The sequence below is a fragment of the Escherichia sp. WS1368 genome (assembly GCF_046487485.1).
Lineage (GTDB): Bacteria > Pseudomonadota > Gammaproteobacteria > Enterobacterales > Enterobacteriaceae > Escherichia > Escherichia coli.
The window spans coordinates 409,573-430,169 of the sequence record NZ_JBJQJI010000002.1 but is presented as its reverse complement, the minus strand read 5'-3'; the positions used below and the strand labels follow the sequence as shown (position 1 = coordinate 430,169).

General features: G+C 51.1%; 16 protein-coding genes. 10 read left to right on the top strand and 6 right to left on the bottom strand.

Going from position 1 to position 20,597, the window contains the following annotated elements; all coding sequences use genetic code 11:
- Window positions 1-96: 96 nt before the first annotated feature.
- Window positions 97-2,040: a 2',3'-cyclic-nucleotide 2'-phosphodiesterase gene (gene cpdB, locus ACJHYD_RS07665; protein ID WP_001719337.1), complete on the bottom strand. Its 1,944-nt coding sequence runs from the start codon at window positions 2,038-2,040 to the stop codon at window positions 97-99.
- Window positions 2,041-2,229: 189 nt separating this feature from the next.
- On the opposite strand from cpdB, the gene cysQ reads away from it, so the two are divergent.
- Window positions 2,230-2,970 carry a 3'(2'),5'-bisphosphate nucleotidase CysQ gene (gene cysQ, locus ACJHYD_RS07660; RefSeq protein ID WP_000886909.1) on the top strand — a complete coding sequence of 247 codons (741 nt, stop codon included), beginning with the start codon at window positions 2,230-2,232 and terminating at the stop codon, window positions 2,968-2,970.
- A 211-nt stretch (window positions 2,971-3,181) separates the two neighbouring features.
- Window positions 3,182-4,093 (top strand): protein YtfI, encoded by a 912-nt coding sequence (gene ytfI / locus ACJHYD_RS07655; protein WP_001719338.1) that lies wholly within the window; start codon window positions 3,182-3,184, stop codon window positions 4,091-4,093.
- Window positions 4,094-4,182: 89 nt separating this feature from the next.
- Here ytfI and ACJHYD_RS07650 read toward each other — a convergent pair whose 3' ends face one another.
- Window positions 4,183-4,737 carry a YtfJ family protein gene (locus tag ACJHYD_RS07650; protein WP_000175287.1) on the bottom strand — a complete coding sequence of 185 codons (555 nt, stop codon included), beginning with the start codon at window positions 4,735-4,737 and terminating at the stop codon, window positions 4,183-4,185.
- Window positions 4,738-5,061: 324 nt separating this feature from the next.
- Between ACJHYD_RS07650 and ACJHYD_RS07645 the strand changes: the two genes are divergently transcribed.
- Window positions 5,062-5,268 carry a DUF1107 domain-containing protein gene (locus tag ACJHYD_RS07645; protein ID WP_000689228.1) on the top strand — a complete coding sequence of 69 codons (207 nt, stop codon included), beginning with the start codon at window positions 5,062-5,064 and terminating at the stop codon, window positions 5,266-5,268.
- Between the two features lie 61 nt (window positions 5,269-5,329).
- Here the strand turns inward: ACJHYD_RS07645 and ACJHYD_RS07640 are convergent, their stop codons facing one another.
- Window positions 5,330-6,673 carry a hemolysin family protein gene (locus ACJHYD_RS07640; protein ID WP_000935036.1) on the bottom strand — a complete coding sequence of 448 codons (1,344 nt, stop codon included), beginning with the start codon at window positions 6,671-6,673 and terminating at the stop codon, window positions 5,330-5,332.
- A 322-nt stretch (window positions 6,674-6,995) separates the two neighbouring features.
- Window positions 6,996-7,634, bottom strand: coding sequence for a peptide-methionine (S)-S-oxide reductase MsrA (gene msrA / locus ACJHYD_RS07635; RefSeq protein ID WP_001295196.1), 639 nt, complete (start codon window positions 7,632-7,634; stop codon window positions 6,996-6,998).
- Window positions 7,635-7,839: 205 nt separating this feature from the next.
- Between msrA and tamA the strand changes: the two genes are divergently transcribed.
- The 3 genes from tamA to ACJHYD_RS07620 are packed head-to-tail and all read left to right on the top strand — an operon-like array spanning window position 7,840 to window position 13,693.
- Entirely contained in the window at window positions 7,840-9,573 is a 1,734-nt protein-coding gene (tamA, locus tag ACJHYD_RS07630) for an autotransporter assembly complex protein TamA (RefSeq protein ID WP_001269327.1), read from the top strand.
- Window positions 9,570-13,349, top strand: a complete 3,780-nt coding sequence (tamB, locus tag ACJHYD_RS07625) for an autotransporter assembly complex protein TamB (RefSeq protein ID WP_000060936.1) — start codon at window positions 9,570-9,572, stop codon at window positions 13,347-13,349. Before tamA ends, tamB begins: the two co-directional genes overlap by 4 nt.
- Window positions 13,350-13,351: 2 nt before the next feature.
- The gene (locus tag ACJHYD_RS07620) at window positions 13,352-13,693 is read left to right on the top strand and encodes a gamma-glutamylcyclotransferase (protein WP_001219160.1); all 342 of its coding nucleotides are present in this window, start codon (window positions 13,352-13,354) and stop codon (window positions 13,691-13,693) included.
- Between the two features lie 379 nt (window positions 13,694-14,072).
- Here ACJHYD_RS07620 and ppa read toward each other — a convergent pair whose 3' ends face one another.
- Window positions 14,073-14,603, bottom strand: coding sequence for an inorganic diphosphatase (ppa, locus tag ACJHYD_RS07615; RefSeq protein ID WP_000055072.1), 531 nt, complete (start codon window positions 14,601-14,603; stop codon window positions 14,073-14,075).
- 309 nt (window positions 14,604-14,912) lie between these two features.
- Between ppa and ytfQ the strand changes: the two genes are divergently transcribed.
- The 4 genes from ytfQ (at window position 14,913) to yjfF (ending at window position 19,529) form a co-directional block, all read left to right on the top strand.
- Window positions 14,913-15,869: a galactofuranose ABC transporter substrate-binding protein YtfQ gene (gene ytfQ, locus ACJHYD_RS07610; protein ID WP_069903736.1), complete on the top strand. Its 957-nt coding sequence runs from the start codon at window positions 14,913-14,915 to the stop codon at window positions 15,867-15,869.
- A 139-nt stretch (window positions 15,870-16,008) separates the two neighbouring features.
- The gene (gene ytfR, locus ACJHYD_RS07605) at window positions 16,009-17,511 is read left to right on the top strand and encodes a galactofuranose ABC transporter, ATP-binding protein YtfR (RefSeq protein WP_033557615.1); all 1,503 of its coding nucleotides are present in this window, start codon (window positions 16,009-16,011) and stop codon (window positions 17,509-17,511) included.
- 13 nt (window positions 17,512-17,524) lie between these two features.
- Entirely contained in the window at window positions 17,525-18,547 is a 1,023-nt protein-coding gene (gene ytfT, locus ACJHYD_RS07600) for a galactofuranose ABC transporter, ATP-binding protein YtfT (protein WP_001367906.1), read from the top strand.
- Window positions 18,534-19,529, top strand: coding sequence for a galactofuranose ABC transporter, permease protein YjfF (gene yjfF, locus ACJHYD_RS07595; RefSeq protein WP_000595986.1), 996 nt, complete (start codon window positions 18,534-18,536; stop codon window positions 19,527-19,529). Before ytfT ends, yjfF begins: the two co-directional genes overlap by 14 nt.
- A gap of 32 nt (window positions 19,530-19,561) precedes the next feature.
- Here yjfF and fbp read toward each other — a convergent pair whose 3' ends face one another.
- Window positions 19,562-20,560, bottom strand: coding sequence for a class 1 fructose-bisphosphatase (gene fbp, locus ACJHYD_RS07590; protein ID WP_000853753.1), 999 nt, complete (start codon window positions 20,558-20,560; stop codon window positions 19,562-19,564).
- Window positions 20,561-20,597 lie beyond the last annotated feature (37 nt).

The window sequence follows — 20,597 nt, the reverse complement described above, 5'->3', positions numbered from 1 at the left end:
GTTCATGGCTTGTAGGGCGGATAAGATGCGCCAGCATCGCATCCGCCAATAAATGCCGGATGCGGTTGATGATTTATAGGCCGAAAAAGAAGTGTTTTACTTACTCAAATCCACCTGATAAATCGCAAACCCGATATCATCGGTCGCGACTTTATTCATCGGATACTGCCCTTTCTCTTTAATAAACGCTGCGGCTTTATCTGACGGGGAAGTTTCGAAACGGATATCCAGTTTCTTATCGGCAGCTATCGGTGCTAAACGCCAGTTGTTATCTGCCGCCGGGTGAATTTCCCCCGCACGTTTCGACTCATCAGCAATCCACGCTGCCAGCACCGAGCGGTTCTCATCCGGTGAAGCAAAAGCGATATGGCTGTCGCCCGTCCCGGCAAATTTGCCGCCGTAAGCGCGATAGTTATTGGTGGCAACGAGGAACATAGCGTTCGGATCAATCGGCTTGCCATTAAAGGTCAGGTTCTTAATCCTTTCCGCATTGGCATTAATCATCTGGCACTCGCCGTCATAACGGGCGGGCTGGGTAACATCAATCTGATAATTCACACCATCAATAACATCAAAGTTATAAGTGCGGAAACCATCCCAGTTGATGAGTGACTGTGGTTTCGTGCTGTTGGGATCAATCTGGTTAAACTGTCCGGCGGAGCACTCCAGCCACTCTTTCACCTCTTTACCGCTGGCTTTCACCACAATCAGCGTATTGGGATAGAGATAAAGATCGGCGGCATTACGGAAGGTCAACTGGCCTTTTTCCACCTCCACATAGCTTGCCGGGTCATTTTTGCGACCACCGACTTTAAACGGTGCGGCAGCTGAAAGCACCGGCAGTTTTGCCAGATCCGGATCGCCCTGAATGTAATGCTCGACATACGCTTTTTGCGCGTTGTTCACCACCTGCACGGTCGGATCGTCCTGCACCAGCGCCAGATAGCTATACATATTGTCGGCAGATTTACCGATTGGCTTGCTGACGAACTGGCGTGTGGCATCGTGATCGGCTTTGAGTGTTTCTACCAGCTTGCTGTCTTCCGCTGCGAGTGATTTTTTATTAGCGATATCGTAAATCGGCCGTGCTTCCGCTTTCGCCTGCGTCACCTGCCATTTACCGCTGTCATTACTGAGTTGTAAGTCGACCACCCCAAGATGATCGCCCCACATGCCTGGCATTACCGCCGGAACACCATTCAGCGTGCCTTTGGCGATATCAGCCCCTTCGATATCAGCAAAATCTTTACCCGGGAAAACGGCGTGAGCATGGCCAAACATAATGGCGTTAACGCCCGGAATTTCACTGAGGTAATAAACTGAGTTTTCCGCCATCACTTTATACGGATCGGCAGACAGCCCGGAATGTGCCAGAACGACAACAACATCGGCACCTTTCTCGCGCATTTCAGGCACGTATTTGCGCACGGTTTCGGTAATATCATTCACCGTCACTTTCCCGGATAAATTAGCTTTATCCCAGCCCATGATTTGTGGCGGCACGACGCCAATATAGCCAATCTTCAGCGTCTGTTTTTTTCCGTCTTTATCGACCACTTCGGTATCTTTAATTAAATACGGTGTAAACATTGGCTGTTTGGTTCTGGCGTCAATGACGTTGGCATTTACATAAGGGAATTTCGCTCCCGCCAGCGCATTTTTCAGGTAATCCAGACCGTAGTTAAATTCATGATTGCCGAGTGTACCGACCGTATAATCCAGCGTATTCAGCGCCTTATAAACCGGATGAACATCACCTGCTGTTAATCCTTTCGCCGACATGTAATCGGCCAGCGGACTCCCCTGAATCAAATCGCCGTTATCGACCAGTACGCTGTTTTTCACTTCATTGCGGGCATCGTTAATCAGGCTTGCCGTACGTACCAGTCCGAATTTTTCCGTGGCGGTGTCTTTGTAATAATCGAAATCCATCATGTTGCTATGCAGATCAGTGGTTTCCATGATACGCAGATCGACCGTCGCTGCATTCACACTGGCGGCAATCAGCGTGGCCAGGAGCGTTGCGCTAAACTTAATCATCAGGGACATCCTTTTATCATCGGGAATACGAAAGAAAAGGGAGAATAAACGTCTTACTTATAGAACAGTGAAGAATGCCACAATTTTACGCTTTGAAAATGATGACACTATCACAGTTGGCGCATTCATTAACGATAGGGTATAAGTAAAACAATAAGTTAACACCGCTCACAGAGACGAGGTGGAGAAATGTTAGATCAAGTATGCCAGCTTGCACGGAATGCAGGCGATGCCATTATGCAGGTCTACGACGGGACGAAACCGATGGACGTCGTCAGCAAAGCGGACAATTCCCCGGTAACGGCAGCGGATATTGCCGCACACACCGTTATCATGGACGGTTTACGTACGCTGACACCGGATATTCCGGTCCTTTCTGAAGAAGATCCTCCCGGTTGGGAAGTCCGTCAGCACTGGCAGCGTTACTGGCTGGTAGACCCACTGGATGGTACTAAAGAGTTTATTAAACGTAATGGCGAATTCACCGTTAACATTGCGCTCATTGACCATGGCAAACCGATTTTAGGCGTGGTGTATGCGCCGGTAATGAACGTAATGTACAGCGCGGCAGAAGGCAAAGCGTGGAAAGAAGAGTGCGGTGTGCGCAAGCAGATTCAGGTCCGCGATGCGCGCCCGCCGCTGGTGGTGATCAGCCGTTCCCATGCGGATGCGGAGCTGAAAGAGTATCTGCAACAGCTTGGCGAACATCAGACCACGTCCATCGGCTCTTCGCTGAAATTCTGCCTGGTGGCGGAAGGACAGGCGCAGCTGTACCCGCGCTTCGGACCAACGAATATTTGGGACACCGCCGCTGGACATGCTGTGGCTGCAGCTGCCGGAGCGCACGTTCACGACTGGCAGGGTAAACCGCTGGATTACACTCCGCGCGAGTCGTTCCTGAATCCGGGGTTCAGAGTGTCTATTTACTAAATTCAGATGGCAGAAACAGTGTATTTCCTGATTCTGCCATCCTGATTTCTTCCAACCTAAAAAGTTATAAATAAAAAGAGATTGTATTTAAAGTGCAAAAATTCAATTGCTAATAAGTTACATTTTAATAATGAGCGTTTTTTGATAGTTTACTTCTATAATGAGATATTTAATGGCGACATAAAATAACCAAATAAAATAAGGTAGCCATATGTTACCCAGGATCAGACACAATAATTTTATTGGTGCGGTGGAGTTATTTGTAAAGTCTTCGTATACAAAAACACATTCAAACAATCTTTTTAACAACATCCATCATGCATTTAAGAAAAAAGATTGGATTTCGAATTATGATAGCCTGTTAACTTTGCGGGAGTTCTTTCGTTGCGCAACTCAGATTGATAAAAGTAGTTATCAGGTGCTTTCATCAAAAAATGAAACTGTTAACGCCATGGATAAGTTTCTTATCAGTTTCAGTCTTAAAGATAACGGTGCCGAATATACAATGACATTGCGAGGTAGTGGATTTGAATACGAAGAAATACCCATAACAATAAATGAATATAACTCATTCATGGATTTCAAAAACCGTGAATTTCCGTTAGAACAAAACAGACGATTGTATGCCTGGGATATTCTACAGAAAAAACAGTCTGACATACCGAAAAGGATTAAAGGTTATATTCACCAGGCGATTGGTGACGTGTGTTTAGGTTATGCCTTATTGGAGGATATAGTAAGCAAATTAAAACGGGGTAAATTTGAACTCCAAATACCAGGAGGTGGAATTAAAGAATGCGATGGATGGTATATTTACGAAAAAATAATTGATGATAATTTTGCCATAGTCATAGAATCTTTGGGCTTTGCGCTTAAAATCTATGGAGGGGATGAAAGTTTTCGTAATGGTTCCTCTGTTGTTTTGGAGGATGAAGATTACTCTCTTATTTATAATTTTCTGGTTAATGCAGGTTGCCAACAAGTCGAATTAGCCGAACAAGTGGATGCGATAGTAAGTGCGAATCTGGCCGCAGATAGTGATATTACCAAAGAAAAGATTTGCGAGAAATATAAATCGACCATTGAGGCGTTTAAAAAAGAGCAACTAGCGTTACCAGTATGAGTTCGGCGTAAGAACTCAGAGACTTAATTCCCCTATCCCATAGATAACGATAGGGGAAAATTATTTTTGCAGAATTTATGTTATTGCCATTATTTGAGCAACTTTTGCAGCAGGTCCATCACTTGCTGCACCTCTTCCTGTGTGAGCGCCCCGTCTTTGGCCCATTGCACGCGACCGTCTTTATCCAGCACCACTACAGCGGAACTTTCTTCATCCAGCTGCCAGGCACCGCGCGCGACGCCATTGCTATCGACAATAAACTGCGACCAGGGATAAAGCTTTTTATTACTCTCCAGACTGCTGCGCACAAACATGCCGGAACCCGGAATTGCGTCGTCGGTGTTAACAATGGTGGTGGTCTGGTAACGATCGTGCGGTAACTTCGCTGATTTAATCGCTTCAATCAGCGTCGCGTTTTTCTCTTTTGCAGAGGTGCGACCAGCAATATGTTGCAGTACTCGCACTTTTCCCACTAACTGCGCGCTGTTCCAGGTTTTGTAGCTAAACTGATCTTTATCAAGCACCAACTCGCCCCGATCGGTAATGCCAATCGGCGGCACTCGCTGACCGGTTTCGAACTGATGTGCGGAAGCCATCATCGGCAACAGCAGGCAGGTGAGTGCCAGAATCTTGCGTAGGGTCATGGTGTTTCCTTCTTATGATATGCAGGTGATCCGACCACTTGGGTCTGAGTTTTAATCATATGTGCTATTTATCGAATTTCCCGCAAGTGTGATGCCAGTTTGCGGTCAAGCGCACAAATCATATGAAAAATGAATGCTTATACTGAAGACCGCGCTTCGGTAAAAAGATAATTCTGAATAATTGTAACCTTTAGGTAAAAAAAGTTATACGCGGTGGAAACATTGCCCGGATAGTCTATAGTCACTAAGCATTAAAATTTGCGCCTCATAATAGTTGGGCCGATTGTGGCACCGCACAGGCGTAATACTCAGCAGGAGATAACAATGAAAATTTTCCAACGGTACAACCCACTTCAGGTGGCGAAGTACGTAAAGATCCTGTTCCGTGGACGGTTATACATCAAGGACGTTGGCGCTTTTGAATTTGATAAGGGTAAGATTCTTATCCCAAAAGTGAAGGATAAGCTGCATTTGTCAGTGATGTCCGAAGTTAACCGTCAGGTTATGCGTCTGCAAACAGAGATGGCTTAACCAAAGTGCTATGCAGTAATAAGACGGCTCCTGATTCAGGAGCCGTTGATGTTTCTGGGGGTTACGCGACGCTTTCTTCTTTATCTTTAGCGTCAGGCAGTTTTGGCGAAAGGGCGGTGGCCTTGCTGTCGATCCGGGTCACCAGCAGCTGGTCGATGCGGTAGTTATCGATATCCACCACTTCAAATTTGTAGCCGGCGAATTTCACCGAATCGGTGCGTTTCGGGATCTTACGCAGCATAAACATCATAAAGCCGCCGATGGTTTCGTAGTTGCCCGACTGCGGGAATTCGTCAATATCCAGCACGCGCATGACGTCGTCAATCGGAGTGCCGCCGTCAATCAGCCATGAGTTCTCATCACGGGCGACAATCTGCTCTTCCAGCCCCTGGCCGACCAGATCGCCCATCAGCGTGGTCATCACGTCGTTGAGGGTGATGATCCCCACTACCAGCGCGTACTCGTTCATGATCACCGCGAAGTCTTCACCTGCGGTTTTAAAACTTTCCAACGCCTCTGAAAGGGTTAACGTATCCGGCACAATCAGCGTGTTGCGAATTTGTACGCCGCTGTTCAGTGCCAGGCTTTGGTTAGCCAGCACGCGGTTCAGCAGGTCTTTAGAATCGACATAGCCGATGATGTGGTCAATATCTTCATTACAGACGAGGAACTTAGAGTGCGGATGTTCCGCCACCTTATTCTTCAGACTTTGCTCATCTTCGTGGAGATCAAACCAAATCACGTTTTCACGCGGTGTCATTGACGACGGAACGGTACGGGATTCCAGTTCAAAGACGTTTTCAATCAGCTCGTGTTCCTGTTTACGTAACACGCCCGCCAGCGCACCGGCTTCCACTACCGCGTAGATGTCATCAGAAGTGATGTCATCTTTACGTACCATTGGCAGTTTGAAAATACGGAAGATTATGTTCGCCAGGCCGTTGAAGAACCACACCAGCGGGGTGCAAACGTACAGGCAGAAGCGCATCGGGTTGATGATACGCAAAGCCACAGCTTCTGGCGCAATCATACCGATGCGTTTCGGGGTTAAATCCGCAAACAGGATAAACATGCCAGTCACTAACGAGAAAGAGAGAATAAAGCTCAGTTGCTCAGAGAGCTCTGCCGACATATAGCGGGAGAACAGGCTGTGAAAAGCTGGAGAAAATGCCGCATCACCGACGATACCGCCGAGAATCGCCACTGCGTTCAGACCGATTTGGACCACGGTAAAGAACATGCCGGGATTTTCCTGCATATTCAGAACGCGTTGGGCATTTATATTGCCTTCATCAGCCAGCAGTTTAAGTTTGATTTTGCGTGAGGCGGCAAGCGAGATCTCGGACATCGAGAAGAACGCACTTACAGCGATCAAGCAGAGTATGACTAAAATACTGTTTAACATATCTTATCCGACCTTTCAGGCCAGATCCTCGGAAGGGGAAGTTGATTAATTTGTGTGAAATACACATTGAAAGCCGATTCGAAGAAAGTGAACCGGCATTTTCAGTGGCTAGTATAGCGTAAGGTACTGTAAAGCCGCCAGAGGGTTAAAATTCAGACAGCTGAAAAATGCAAAACTGCCTGATACGCTATGCCGATCAGGCCTACGCAGTCCTTGCAATATATTGAATTTGGACGATTTTGTAGGCCTGGTAAGTCGTTTACGCCGCATCAGGCATAGACAAAGAGCACTTTATCAACAATCTACATTTGTACCCGTAACGCTATGCTTCCGGTGGCAGACAGACGCCAATTCCGCCAATTCCACAGTAACCATACGGGTTTTTATGCAGATATTGCTGGTGGTCATCTTCGGCATAATAAAACGGTGTGGCGTTAGCGATTTCCGTGGTGATGTGACGATCGTCATCGGCGGCAAGCATCGCCGCCTGAAAACGTTCCAGACTGGCGCGAGCTGCGGCATCCTGTTCTGGGGTCAGCGGATAAATCGCTGAACGATACTGCGTGCCGTGGTCATTGCCCTGACGCATTCCCTGGGCGGGATCGTGATTCTCCCAAAATACCTGTAGCAACTGCTCATAGCTGATGACGGAAGGATCGTAAACAATGCGTACCGCTTCGGCATGACCCGTATCACCGGAGCACACTTCCCGATAAGTCGGATTTGGCGTATAGCCGCCGGTATAGCCTGCGGCGGTGCTGTAAACGCCGGGTAACTGCCAGAACAGACGCTCCACACCCCAGAAACAACCCATCGCAAAAATGGCAATCTCCATTCCGTCAGGTACATTGGTCATTGAGTGACCGTTGACCGCATGCAGCGTGGCTACGGGCATCGGGGTGTTACGTCCAGGCAGGGCATCGGCGGGGGAAACCAGATGCTTTTTATCAAATAAACTCATGGTGTCGCTCTCCCGAAAATCGGTCATTGGGGTTAAGGTTGTAACAAGAGGCGTATTTGCACACAATAACCACCGTGAATAGGTCTAAAGTAAAACATAAGAAATATTTGGGGTTTAGTCTGCTTTTTAATCCATATTACTGGATTTTTGTTAAGCCGTTTAACGGCGTTCCAGGGGCAGGAAAAAAGGATATTCAGGAGAAAATGTGCGCTATATCCGACAGTTATGCTGTGTAAGCTTACTCTGCTTAAGCGGATCTGCCGTCGCCGCGAACGTCCGTCTACAGGTCGAGGGGTTATCGGGACAGCTGGAAAAGAACGTTCGTGCGCAGCTTTCTACGATTGAAAGTGATGAAGTGACGCCAGACCGTCGCTTTCGCGCACGCGTCGATGATGCCATCCGTGAAGGTCTGAAAGCGCTGGGTTATTACCAGCCGACCATTGAATTTGATCTCCGTCCACCGCCAAAGAAAGGGCGGCAGGTATTGATCGCCAAAGTCACGCCAGGTGTGCCGGTGTTAATTGGCGGCACCGATGTGGTATTGCGCGGCGGCGCGCGGACCGATAAAGACTATTTGAAATTGCTCGATACTCGCCCGGCTATTGGCACGGTGCTGAACCAGGGCGATTATGAAAATTTCAAAAAGTCCTTAACCAGCATTGCGTTGCGTAAAGGTTATTTCGATAGCGAATTTACCAAAGCGCAGCTGGGCATTGCGCTCGGCCTGCATAAAGCCTTCTGGGATATTGATTATAACAGTGGCGAACGTTACCGCTTTGGGCATGTGACCTTTGAAGGATCACAAATCCGCGATGAATACCTGCAAAATCTGGTGCCGTTTAAAGAGGGCGATGAGTACGAATCGAAAGATCTGGCGGAACTGAACCGCCGACTTTCTGCTACCGGCTGGTTTAACTCGGTGGTGGTGGCTCCACAATTTGATAAAGCGCGCGAAACGAAAGTATTACCCTTGACGGGCGTGGTTTCGCCGCGAACTGAAAACACCATCGAAACCGGGGTCGGTTACTCTACGGACGTGGGACCGCGCGTGAAAGCGACGTGGAAAAAGCCGTGGATGAACTCTTATGGTCACAGTCTGACCACCAGTACCAGTATTTCCGCGCCGGAACAGACCCTCGACTTCAGCTATAAAATGCCGCTGCTGAAGAATCCACTGGAACAATATTATTTGGTGCAGGGCGGTTTTAAGCGCACTGACCTGAACGATACCGAATCTGACTCCACTACGCTGGTGGCTTCTCGCTACTGGGATCTCTCCAGCGGCTGGCAGCGTGCCATTAACCTGCGCTGGAGCCTCGACCACTTTACCCAGGGTGAAATTACCAACACCACGATGCTGTTTTATCCTGGGGTGATGATTAGCCGCACGCGTTCTCGTGGTGGCCTGATGCCAACCTGGGGCGACTCGCAACGCTACTCTATCGACTACTCCAACACGGCCTGGGGCTCAGATGTCGATTTCTCCGTTTTCCAGGCGCAGAACGTCTGGATCCGCACACTGTACGATCGCCATCGTTTTGTGACACGCGGCACGCTGGGCTGGATTGAAACGGGTGATTTCGACAAAGTACCGCCGGATCTGCGTTTCTTCGCCGGGGGCGATCGCAGTATTCGCGGCTACAAATACAAATCTATCGCCCCGAAATACGCCAACGGTGACCTGAAAGGGGCCTCGAAGCTGATAACCGGATCGCTGGAATACCAGTACAACGTGACCGGAAAATGGTGGGGCGCGGTGTTTGTCGATAGTGGCGAAGCGGTAAGCGATATTCGCCGCAGCGACTTTAAAACCGGTACCGGGGTCGGCGTACGCTGGGAATCGCCGGTCGGGCCAATCAAACTCGATTTTGCCGTACCGGTCGCGGATAAAGACGAGCACGGGTTACAGTTTTACATCGGTCTGGGGCCAGAATTATGAGTTTATGGAAAAAAATCAGCCTCGGCGTGGTTATCGTTATCTTACTGTTGCTGGGATCGGTGGCGTTTCTGGTGGGCACCACCAGCGGCCTGCATCTGGTATTTAAAGCGGCGGATCGCTGGGTGCCAGGACTGGATATTGGCAAGGTCACCGGCGGCTGGCGCGATCTCACCTTGTCTGACGTTCGTTATGAGCAGCCAGGCGTGGCGGTAAAAGCGGGCAATCTGCATCTGGCGGTCGGGCTTGAGTGCCTGTGGAACAGTAGCGTTTGTATTAATGACCTGGCGCTGAAAGACATTCAGGTCAACATCGACAGTAAAAAAATGCCTCCTTCTGAACAGGTTGAAGAAGAGGAAGATAGCGGTCCGCTGGATCTCTCCACGCCGTATCCCATCACCCTGACACGGGTGGCGCTGGACAACGTCAACATCAAGATTGATGACACCACGGTGTCGGTGATGGACTTCACCTCCGGCCTGAACTGGCAGGAGAAAACCCTGACCCTGAAACCGACGTCGCTGAAAGGCCTGCTGATTGCTCTGCCGAAAGTGGCGGAAGTGGCGCAGGAAGAAGTGGTCGAACCGAAAATTGAAAATCCGCAGCCGGAGGAAAAGCCGCTCGGCGAAACGCTGAAAGATCTCTTTTCTCGCCCGGTATTGCCGGAAATGACCGACGTGCATTTGCCGCTTAACCTGAACATTGAAGAGTTTAAAGGCGAGCAGTTACGCGTGACGGGCGACACGGACATCACCGTGCGCACCATGCTGCTGAAAGTGAGCAGCATTGACGGCAATACTAAACTGGACGCCCTGGATATCGATTCCAACCAGGGGATCGTCAACGCCAGCGGCACGGCGCAGCTGTCAGACAACTGGCCGGTGGATATCACCCTCAACAGCACACTGAACGTGGAGCCGTTGAAAGGTGAAAAAGTGAAGCTAAAAGTGGGTGGCGCGCTGCGCGAACAGCTGGAGATTGGCGTTAATCTTTCCGGTCCGGTGGATATGGATTTACGCGCCCAGACGCGACTGGCGGAAGCCGGATTGCCGCTCAACGTGGAAGTGAACAGCAAACAGCTTTACTGGCCGTTCACTGGTGAGAAGCAGTATCAGGCGGATGATCTGAAACTGAAACTTACCGGCAAAATGACCGATTACACGCTCTCTATGCGTACGGCAGTGAAGGGACAGGAGATCCCGCCAGCCACCATTACCCTTGATGCCAAAGGTAATGAACAGCAGGTCAATCTCGACAAACTCACCGTCGCGGCGCTGGAAGGGAAAACTGAACTCAAGGCGTTGCTCGACTGGCAGCAGGCCATTAGTTGGCGCGGTGAGCTAACGCTTAATGGCATTAACACCGCCAAAGAGTTCCCGGAGTGGCCGTCGAAACTCAATGGCTTGATTAAAACCCGCGGTAGCCTGTACGGCGGCACCTGGCAGATGGAGGTGCCAGAACTGAAGCTGACCGGTAACGTCAAACAGAACAAAGTGAACGTTGACGGTACGCTGAAAGGCAACAGTTATATGCAGTGGATGATCCCTGGGCTTCATCTGGAACTCGGGCCAAACAGTGCCGAAGTGAAAGGCGAGCTGGGGGTAAAAGATCTCAATCTTGATGCCACCATCAACGCGCCGGGGCTGGATAACGCGCTGCCGGGGCTTGGCGGTACAGCGAAAGGGCTGGTGAAAGTACGCGGCACGGTGGAAGCGCCACAACTACTGGCAGATATCACCGCGCGCGGCCTGCGCTGGCAGGAACTTTCCGTGGCGCAGGTTCGCGTGGAAGGCGACATTAAATCCACCGATCAGATCGCCGGGAAACTCGACGTACGCGTTGAGCAAATTTCGCAGCCGGATGTAAATATCAACCTCGTCACCCTGAATGCCAAAGGCAGCGAAAAGCAGCACGAGCTACAGTTGCGGATTCAGGGCGAGCCTGTCTCCGGGCAGCTTAATCTGGCAGGAAGTTTTGATCGCAAAGAAGAACGCTGGAAGGGAACTCTTAGCAATACCCGCTTCCAGACGCCGGTCGGCCCGTGGTCGCTGACCCGCGATATTGCGCTGGATTACCGCAATAAGGAGCAAAAAATCAGCATCGGGCCACACTGCTGGCTTAACCCGAATGCGGAACTGTGCGTGCCGCAAACTATCGATGCGGGGGCCGAAGGGCGTGCGGTGGTGAATCTCAACCGCTTCGACCTCGCCATGCTGAAACCGTTTATGCCAGAAACCACTCAGGCCAGCGGTATCTTCACGGGTAAAGCGGATGTTGCCTGGGACACCACGAAAGAGGGGCTGCCGCAGGGCAGTATCACCCTTTCGGGGCGTAACGTGCAGGTAACGCAAACCGTCAACGATGCGGCGCTGCCGGTGGCGTTTCAGACACTGAATCTGACGGCGGAATTGCGTAACAACCGTGCCGAATTGGGCTGGACCATCCGCCTGACCAATAACGGCCAGTTTGATGGACAGGTGCAGGTGACCGATCCGCAAGGCCGCCGTAATCTTGGTGGCAACGTCAATATCCGTAACTTCAACCTTGCGATGATAAACCCCATCTTTACCCGTGGGGAAAAAGCAGCGGGGATGGTGAGTGCCAACTTGCGTCTGGGTGGTGATGTGCAAAGCCCGCAGTTGTTTGGTCAGCTTCAGGTTACGGGTGTGGATATCGACGGCAACTTTATGCCGTTTGATATGCAGCCGAGCCAGCTTGCGGTCAACTTTAACGGTATGCGCTCGACGCTTGCCGGTACAGTACGGACCCAGCAGGGTGAAATCTACCTGAACGGTGATGCCGACTGGAGCCAAATTGAAAACTGGCGGGCACGAGTAACGGCGAAAGGCAGTAAAGTGCGGATCACCGTGCCGCCGATGGTACGAATGGATGTATCGCCAGATGTTGTATTCGAGGCTACACCAAACCTGTTTACCCTCGATGGTCGCGTGGATGTCCCGTGGGCGCGCATCGTGGTGCACGATCTGCCGGAAAGCGCAGTAGGCGTCTCCAGCGATGTGGTGATGCTTAACGATAACCTGCAACCGGAAGAGCCGAAAACGGCGTCGATTCCGATTAACAGTAACCTGATTGTCCACGTTGGCAACAATGTGCGCATTGACGCCTTTGGCCTGAAAGCGCGGCTGACGGGCGATCTTAACGTCGTTCAGGACAAACAAGGGCTGGGCCTGAACGGGCAGATCAACATCCCTGAAGGGCGCTTCCATGCCTATGGTCAGGATCTGATTGTGCGTAAGGGTGAGCTACTGTTCTCTGGTCCGCCAGATCAACCGTATCTTAATATTGAAGCTATTCGTAACCCGGATGCTACAGAAGACGACGTAATCGCCGGAGTTCGCGTCACTGGTCTGGCGGACGAACCGAAAGCGGAGATCTTCTCTGACCCGGCTATGTCGCAACAAGCTGCATTGTCTTATTTGCTACGTGGACAAGGGCTGGAGAGCGATCAGAGCGACAGTGCGGCGATGACCTCAATGCTGATTGGCCTGGGGGTTGCGCAAAGTGGCCAGATTGTGGGTAAAATCGGCGAGACGTTTGGCGTAAGCAATTTAGCGCTCGACACCCAGGGAGTAGGCGACTCCTCCCAGGTAGTGGTCAGCGGCTATGTATTGCCAGGTCTGCAAGTGAAATACGGCGTGGGTATATTTGACTCTATAGCAACACTCACGTTACGTTATCGCCTGATGCCTAAGCTATATCTGGAAGCCGTGTCTGGTGTAGACCAGGCACTGGATTTGCTCTATCAGTTCGAGTTTTAGCAATGCGAATATTTGTCTACGGCAGTTTACGCCACAAACAAGGCAACAGTCACTGGATGACCAATGCCCAGTTACTGGGCGATTTCAGTATCGATAACTACCAGTTGTATAGCCTGGGCCACTATCCAGGCGCAGTTCCGGGGAACGGAACAGTACACGGTGAAGTTTATCGTATTGACAACGCCACGCTGGCCGAACTTGATGCCTTGCGCACCAGGGGAGGTGAATACGCGCGCCAGTTGATTCAGACGCCGTACGGGAGTGCATGGATGTACGTTTATCAACGACCCGTCGATGGATTAAAGCTAATTGAAAGCGGCGACTGGTTAGACAGGGATAAGTAATAATAAAAGCACGCCACCTTCGGGTGGCGTTGTTTTATGCGATGTATCTCGCGATTTTTTTTTGTAACTTTTCCATCTTTTGCTTTTCTCTCCGAGCCGCTTTCCATATCTGCAATCGCATAAAAAACTCTGCTGGCGTTCACAAATGTGCAGGGGTAAAACGGGGGCACGCTTTGAACGGTGAGTATGAGTGAGGTCGGCTAACTTCCAGCAAGTGGCTATGAACAGCAAAATGGTGGTCGGGTTTGCTTGTTCTTACCGTTCAAGCCTTGCAAGCGCTGAGAATAATGAAAGTGGAATAGAGAGTTTATTTATCGCGGGCATAAAAAAACCCTTACTAACCGAAGCCCGGTGTTCAGGGTTATTGCGCTATAAGAACTTATTTATTCTTTGCGCGCTCGAAGGAGGCAACGATTTCAGCTTTAGCGGCTTCTGCGTTTTCCCAACCTTCAACTTTCACCCACTTGCCTTTTTCGAGGTCTTTGTAGTGCTCGAAGAAGTGAGCGATCTGCGCTTTCAGCAGCTCTGGCAGATCGTTAACGTCTTTAATGTGATCGTATTCTTTGCTCAGCTTGGTGTGCGGAACAGCAATCAGTTTCGCATCTTCACCGGCTTCGTCGGTCATTTTCAGAACGCCAACCGGACGGCAACGGATCACAGAACCCGGCTGCAGCGGGTACGGAGTCGGGACCAGTACGTCAACCGGGTCACCGTCCAGAGACAGAGTGTGGTTGATATAGCCGTAGTTGCACGGATAGAACATCGCGGTGGACATGAAGCGGTCAACGAACAGTGCGCCGCTCTCTTTGTCGATTTCGTATTTGATCGGATCTGCGTTAGCCGGGATCTCAATAACAACGTAGATGTCTTCCGGCAGATCTTTACCCGCAGGGACGTTGAGTAAGCTCATGTCTGTTTCCTTTAAAAATATGTGGCAAACAAGTGCCGAGTATTATAGCCAACTCGCGCCGAATGTCTTCGCTTGTTTTCGTCTTCATTTTCCTTTTTCGCCAGTTTTAAGACGGTATACAGAGCAGGAAAATCCATAACCGTAGCCGCATTTTTCATAGTGAGATGAAAGCGATTACAAACTTGTGATTAACGTTTTATTTACTTTTATGAAGTGTGATGTAACGCAATCCGTTACATAACGAATTGTCTATAGTTTTTCCGCGAACATCTTTTCACCAATAATAATTACCCCGACGAGGACAACCCTATGTGGAAACGCTTACTTGTAGTCTCTGCAGTCTCGGCAGCCATGTCGTCTATGGCGTTGGCCGCTCCATTAACCGTAGGATTTTCGCAGGTCGGATCGGAATCCGGCTGGCGCGCTGCAGAAACCAATGTGGCGAAAAGTGAGGCCGAAAAACGCGGAATTACGCTAAAAATTGCCGATGGTCAGCAAAAGCAGGAAAACCAGATTAAAGCGGTACGTTCCTTCGTCGCGCAAGGGGTGGATGCGATCTTTATCGCTCCGGTGGTCGCGACAGGTTGGGAACCGGTATTAAAAGAGGCGAAAGATGCCGAAATCCCGGTCTTCTTGCTCGACCGTTCCATCGATGTGAAAGACAAATCTCTCTATATGACCACCGTTACTGCCGACAACATCCTCGAAGGTAAGTTGATCGGTGACTGGCTGGTAAAAGAAGTGAATGGCAAACCATGCAACGTGGTGGAGCTGCAGGGCACCGTTGGAGCCAGCGTCGCCATTGACCGTAAGAAAGGCTTTGCCGAAGCCATTAAGAGTGCGCCAAATATCAAAATCATCCGCTCGCAGTCAGGTGACTTCACCCGCAGTAAAGGCAAAGAAGTCATGGAGAGCTTTATCAAAGCGGAAAACAACGGCAAAAATATCTGCATGGTTTACGCCCATAACGACGACATGGTGATTGGTGCAATTCAGGCAATTAAAGAAGCGGGCCTGAAACCGGGCAAAGATATCCTCACGGGTTCCATTGATGGCGTACCGGATATCTACAAAGCGATGATTGATGGCGAAGCGAACGCCAGTGTTGAACTGACGCCGAACATGGCGGGACCCGCTTTTGACGCGCTGGAGAAATACAAAAAAGACGGCACCATGCCTGAAAAGCTGACGTTAACCAAATCCACCCTTTACCTGCCTGATACCGCAAAAGAAGAGTTAGAGAAGAAGAAAAATATGGGGTATTGAGGGTTGCTATGCCTGATGCCGATTCGTAGGCCGGATAAGGCGCTCGCGCCGCATCCGGCGATGGTGCACTGAAGCCTGATGCGACGCTTACCGCGTCTTATCATGCCTACTGGGAGCACGCTTTACACCGGGGGAAACCATGACGACCGACCAACACCAGGAAATCCTCCGCACCGAAGGATTAAGTAAATTTTTCCCCGGAGTCAAAGCGTTAGACAACGTTGATTTCAGCCTGCGCCGTGGCGAAATCATGGCGCTGCTCGGTGAAAACGGGGCGGGAAAATCGACGCTAATCAAAGCATTAACCGGTGTATACCACGCCGATCGCGGCACCATCTGGCTGGAAGGCCAGGCTATCTCACCGAAAAATACCGCCCATGCACAACAACTCGGTATCGGCACCGTCTATCAGGAAGTCAACCTGCTACCCAATATGTCGGTTGCTGATAATCTATTCATAGGTCGCGAACCCAAACGTTTCGGCCTTCTACGCCGTAAAGAGATGGAAAAGCGCGCCACCGAACTGATGGCATCTTACGGTTTCTCCCTCGACGTGCGCGAACCGCTTAACCGTTTTTCGGTGGCGATGCAGCAAATCGTCGCCATTTGCCGGGCTATCGATCTCTCCGCCAAAGTGCTGATCCTCGATGAACCCACCGCCAGCCTCGACACCCAGGAAGTGGAGCTATTATTTGTCCTGATGCGTCAGTTGCGCGATCGCGGCGTCAGCCTGATCTTTGTCACTCACTTTCTCGATCAGGTCTATCAGGTCAGCGATCGGATCACTGTCTTACGCAACGGCAGTTTCGTAGGCTGTCGGGAAACGCGCGAGCTACCGCAGATCGAACTGGTAAAAATGATGCTGGGGCGCGAGCTGGATACCCACGCGCTACAGCGTGCCGGGCGAACATTGTTGAGCGACAAACCCGTTGCCGCGTTCAAAAATTACGGCAAAAAAGGAACGATAGCACCGTTTGATCTCGAAGTACGCCCCGGCGAGATCGTCGGTCTGGCTGGCTTGCTGGGATCCGGACGTACCGAAACCGCCGAAGTGATCTTCGGTATCAAACCTGCTGACAGCGGCACGGCGTTGATCAAAGGCAAACAGCAAAACCTGCGATCGCCACATCAGGCTTCGGTACTGGGTATCGGCTTCTGCCCGGAAGACAGGAAAACCGATGGCATCATCGCCGCCGCCTCGGTACGGGAAAATATCATCCTCGCTCTCCAGGCCCAGCGCGGCTGGCTACGACCCATTTCCCGCAAAGAGCAGCAAGAGATTGCCGAACGCTTTATCCGCCAGCTTGGCATTCGCACACCTTCAACTGAACAACCGATTGAATTTCTCTCTGGCGGCAATCAGCAAAAAGTGTTGCTTTCACGTTGGCTACTGACCCGACCGCAATTTCTGATCCTCGATGAGCCAACCCGCGGCATTGATGTTGGTGCCCACGCCGAGATCATCCGCCTGATTGAAACGCTATGCGCCGATGGTCTGGCGCTGCTGGTGATCTCCTCCGAACTGGAAGAGCTGGTGGGCTATGCCGATCGGGTGATCATCATGCGCGATCGCAAACAGGTGGCGGAGATCCCGCTGGCAGAGCTTTCCGTTCCGGCGATCATGAACGCCATTGCGGCGTAAGGAGAACAGTGTGATGCCTCAATCTCTCCCGGACACTACGCCGCCGAAAAGGCGCTTTCGCTGGCCAACGGGAATGCCGCAGCTGGCGGCGCTATTGCTGGTGCTGCTGGTCGATAGCCTGGTAGCTCCGCATTTCTGGCAGGTGGTGCTTCAGGATGGGCGTTTGTTCGGTAGCCCTATCGACATTCTTAACCGCGCAGCTCCCGTTGCGTTACTGGCGATTGGTATGACGCTGGTGATCGCCACCGGTGGGATTGATCTCTCCGTAGGGGCGGTGATGGCTATCGCCGGAGCCACAACGGCTGCGATGACGGTCGCGGGATTCAGCCTGCCGATTGTTTTGTTAAGCGCCCTGGGCACTGGCATCCTGGCGGGATTGTGGAACGGCATACTGGTAGCGATCCTCAAAATTCAGCCGTTTGTCGCCACCCTGATCCTGATGGTCGCCGGGCGCGGCGTGGCGCAACTGATCACCTCCGGACAGATCGTCACGTTTAACTCGCCGGATCTCTCATGGTTTGGCAGCGGATCGCTGTTGTTCCTGCCAACGCCGGTCATTATCGCGGTGCTGACGCTTCTCCTGTTCTGGCTGTTGACCCGCAAAACGGCGCTGGGGATGTTTATCGAAGCCGTTGGTATCAACATTCGGGCGGCAAAAAATGCCGGGGTAAACACGCGAATCATCGTCATGCTCACTTATGTGTTGAGCGGGCTGTGTGCGGCGATTGCGGGCATTATCGTGGCGGCGGATATTCGCGGTGCCGATGCCAACAACGCCGGATTATGGCTGGAGCTGGACGCCATTCTCGCGGTGGTGATTGGCGGCGGATCGCTGATGGGCGGGCGCTTTAACCTGCTGCTCTCGGTAGTGGGGGCGCTGATTATTCAGGGGATGAACACCGGAATTTTACTTTCTGGCTTTCCGCCGGAGATGAACCAGGTCGTAAAAGCGGTGGTGGTGCTTTGTGTGCTGATTGTTCAGTCGCAACGCTTTATCAGTCTGATTAAAGGAGTACGTAGCCATGATAAAACGTAATTTGCCACTGATGATCACCATCGGCGTCTTTGTGCTGGGCTATTTCTACTGCCTGACGCAGTTTCCCGGTTTTGCTTCCACAAGAGTGATCTGCAATATCCTGACAGATAACGCCTTTCTTGGGATAATCGCCGTTGGCATGACCTTTGTGATCCTCTCTGGCGGTATCGATCTCTCCGTCGGTTCGGTGATCGCCTTTACTGGCGTGTTTCTGGCAAAAGTGGTTGGCGATTTCGGCCTCTCGCCGCTGCTGGCGTTTCCGCTAGTGCTGGTGATGGGCTGTGCCTTCGGCGCATTTATGGGGCTTCTGATCGACGCCCTGAAGATCCCGGCATTTATCATTACGCTTGCGGGGATGTTCTTTTTGCGCGGCGTCAGCTATCTCGTTTCGGAAGAGTCGATTCCGATAAACCATCCCATTTATGACACGCTCTCAAGCCTTGCGTGGAAAATCCCCGGCGGCGGTCGCCTTAGTGCGATGGGGCTGTTGATGCTGGCGGTGGTGGTTATCGGTATTTTCCTTGCGCATCGTACCCGTTTTGGCAATCAGGTGTACGCTATTGGCGGCAACGCGACGTCGGCGAACCTGATGGGGATTTCTACTCGCAGCACCACTATTCGCATTTATATGCTCTCCACCGGACTGGCAACACTGGCGGGGATTGTCTTCTCGATTTATACCCAGGCCGGATATGCACTGGCGGGCGTAGGTGTGGAACTGGACGCCATCGCGTCGGTGGTGATTGGCGGTACGTTGTTAAGTGGTGGCGTCGGGACGGTGCTTGGGACGCTTTTTGGCGTGGCAATTCAGGGACTGATCCAGACTTACATCAACTTTGACGGCACGCTGAGTTCCTGGTGGACGAAAATCGCCATCGGTATTTTGTTGTTTATTTTTATAGCATTACAGCGTGGGTTAACGGTGCTGTGGGAGAATCGTCAGAGTTCGCCAGTGACAAGAGTCAACATTGCGCAGCGATAAAAACGCCTCTCCGTGTGGAGAGGCGCAGGAGATTACGCGTCCGGGAACTCACGGATAAAGCGTTCGACATCTTCAACCATATGGTCGTTGCCGACAAAGAATGAACGGCGCTGGTGCAGGGTTTCCGGGATGATATCCAGAATACGCTCTTTGCCATCGCTCGCTTTACCGCCCGCTTGTTCCGCCAGGAATGCCATCGGGTTGCACTCATACAGCAAACGCAGTTTGCCGTCCGGGTGGCTGGCGGTGCTTGGGTAGAGATAAATACCGCCTTTCAGCAGGTTACGGTGGAAATCCGCGACCAGTGAACCGATATAACGTGAGGTATACGGGCGGTTGGTGGATTTATCTTCTTCCTGGCAGAATTTAATGTACTTCTTCACCCCGTTCGGAAACTTAATGTAGTTTCCTTCGTTGATGGAGTAGGTTTTGCCTTTCTCCGGGAAGCGCATCCGTTCCTGGCACAGACAGAAAACGCCCAGCGAAGGATCGTAAGTAAAGGCGTGAACACCGCATCCGGTGGTGTAAACCAGCATGGTAGAGGAGCCGTATACCACGTAACCTGCCGCAACTTGTTTGTTACCAGGCTGGAGGAAATCTTCTTCCGTTACCGGCGTGCCGACGGGCGTAACTCGGCGGTAGATGGAGAAAATGGTACCGACAGAGACGTTAACATCGATGTTGGACGAGCCATCCAGTGGGTCCATCAGCACCACGTATTTTGCATGTTCACAGCCTTCAAAGACAACAATCTCATCTTCTTCTTCAGAGGCAATGCCCGCAACGATATCGCGTGCTTTCAGTGCGGCTTTCAGTTTTTCATTAGCGAACAAGTCGAGTTTCTGCTGAACCTCGCCCTGCACGTTCTCAGCACCGCTGGCACCCAGGATATCAACCAGTCCTGCTTTGTTGATATCGCGATGGATAATCTTGGCGCCCAGTTTTATTGCCGACAGCAAAGCAGTGAGCTCACCGGTAGCATGAGAAAACTCGTGCTGCTTTTCGACAATAAATTCACCTAACGTTTTCATAAAACTTTCCCTGCAATGTTTATGGAGTAAAGCGACC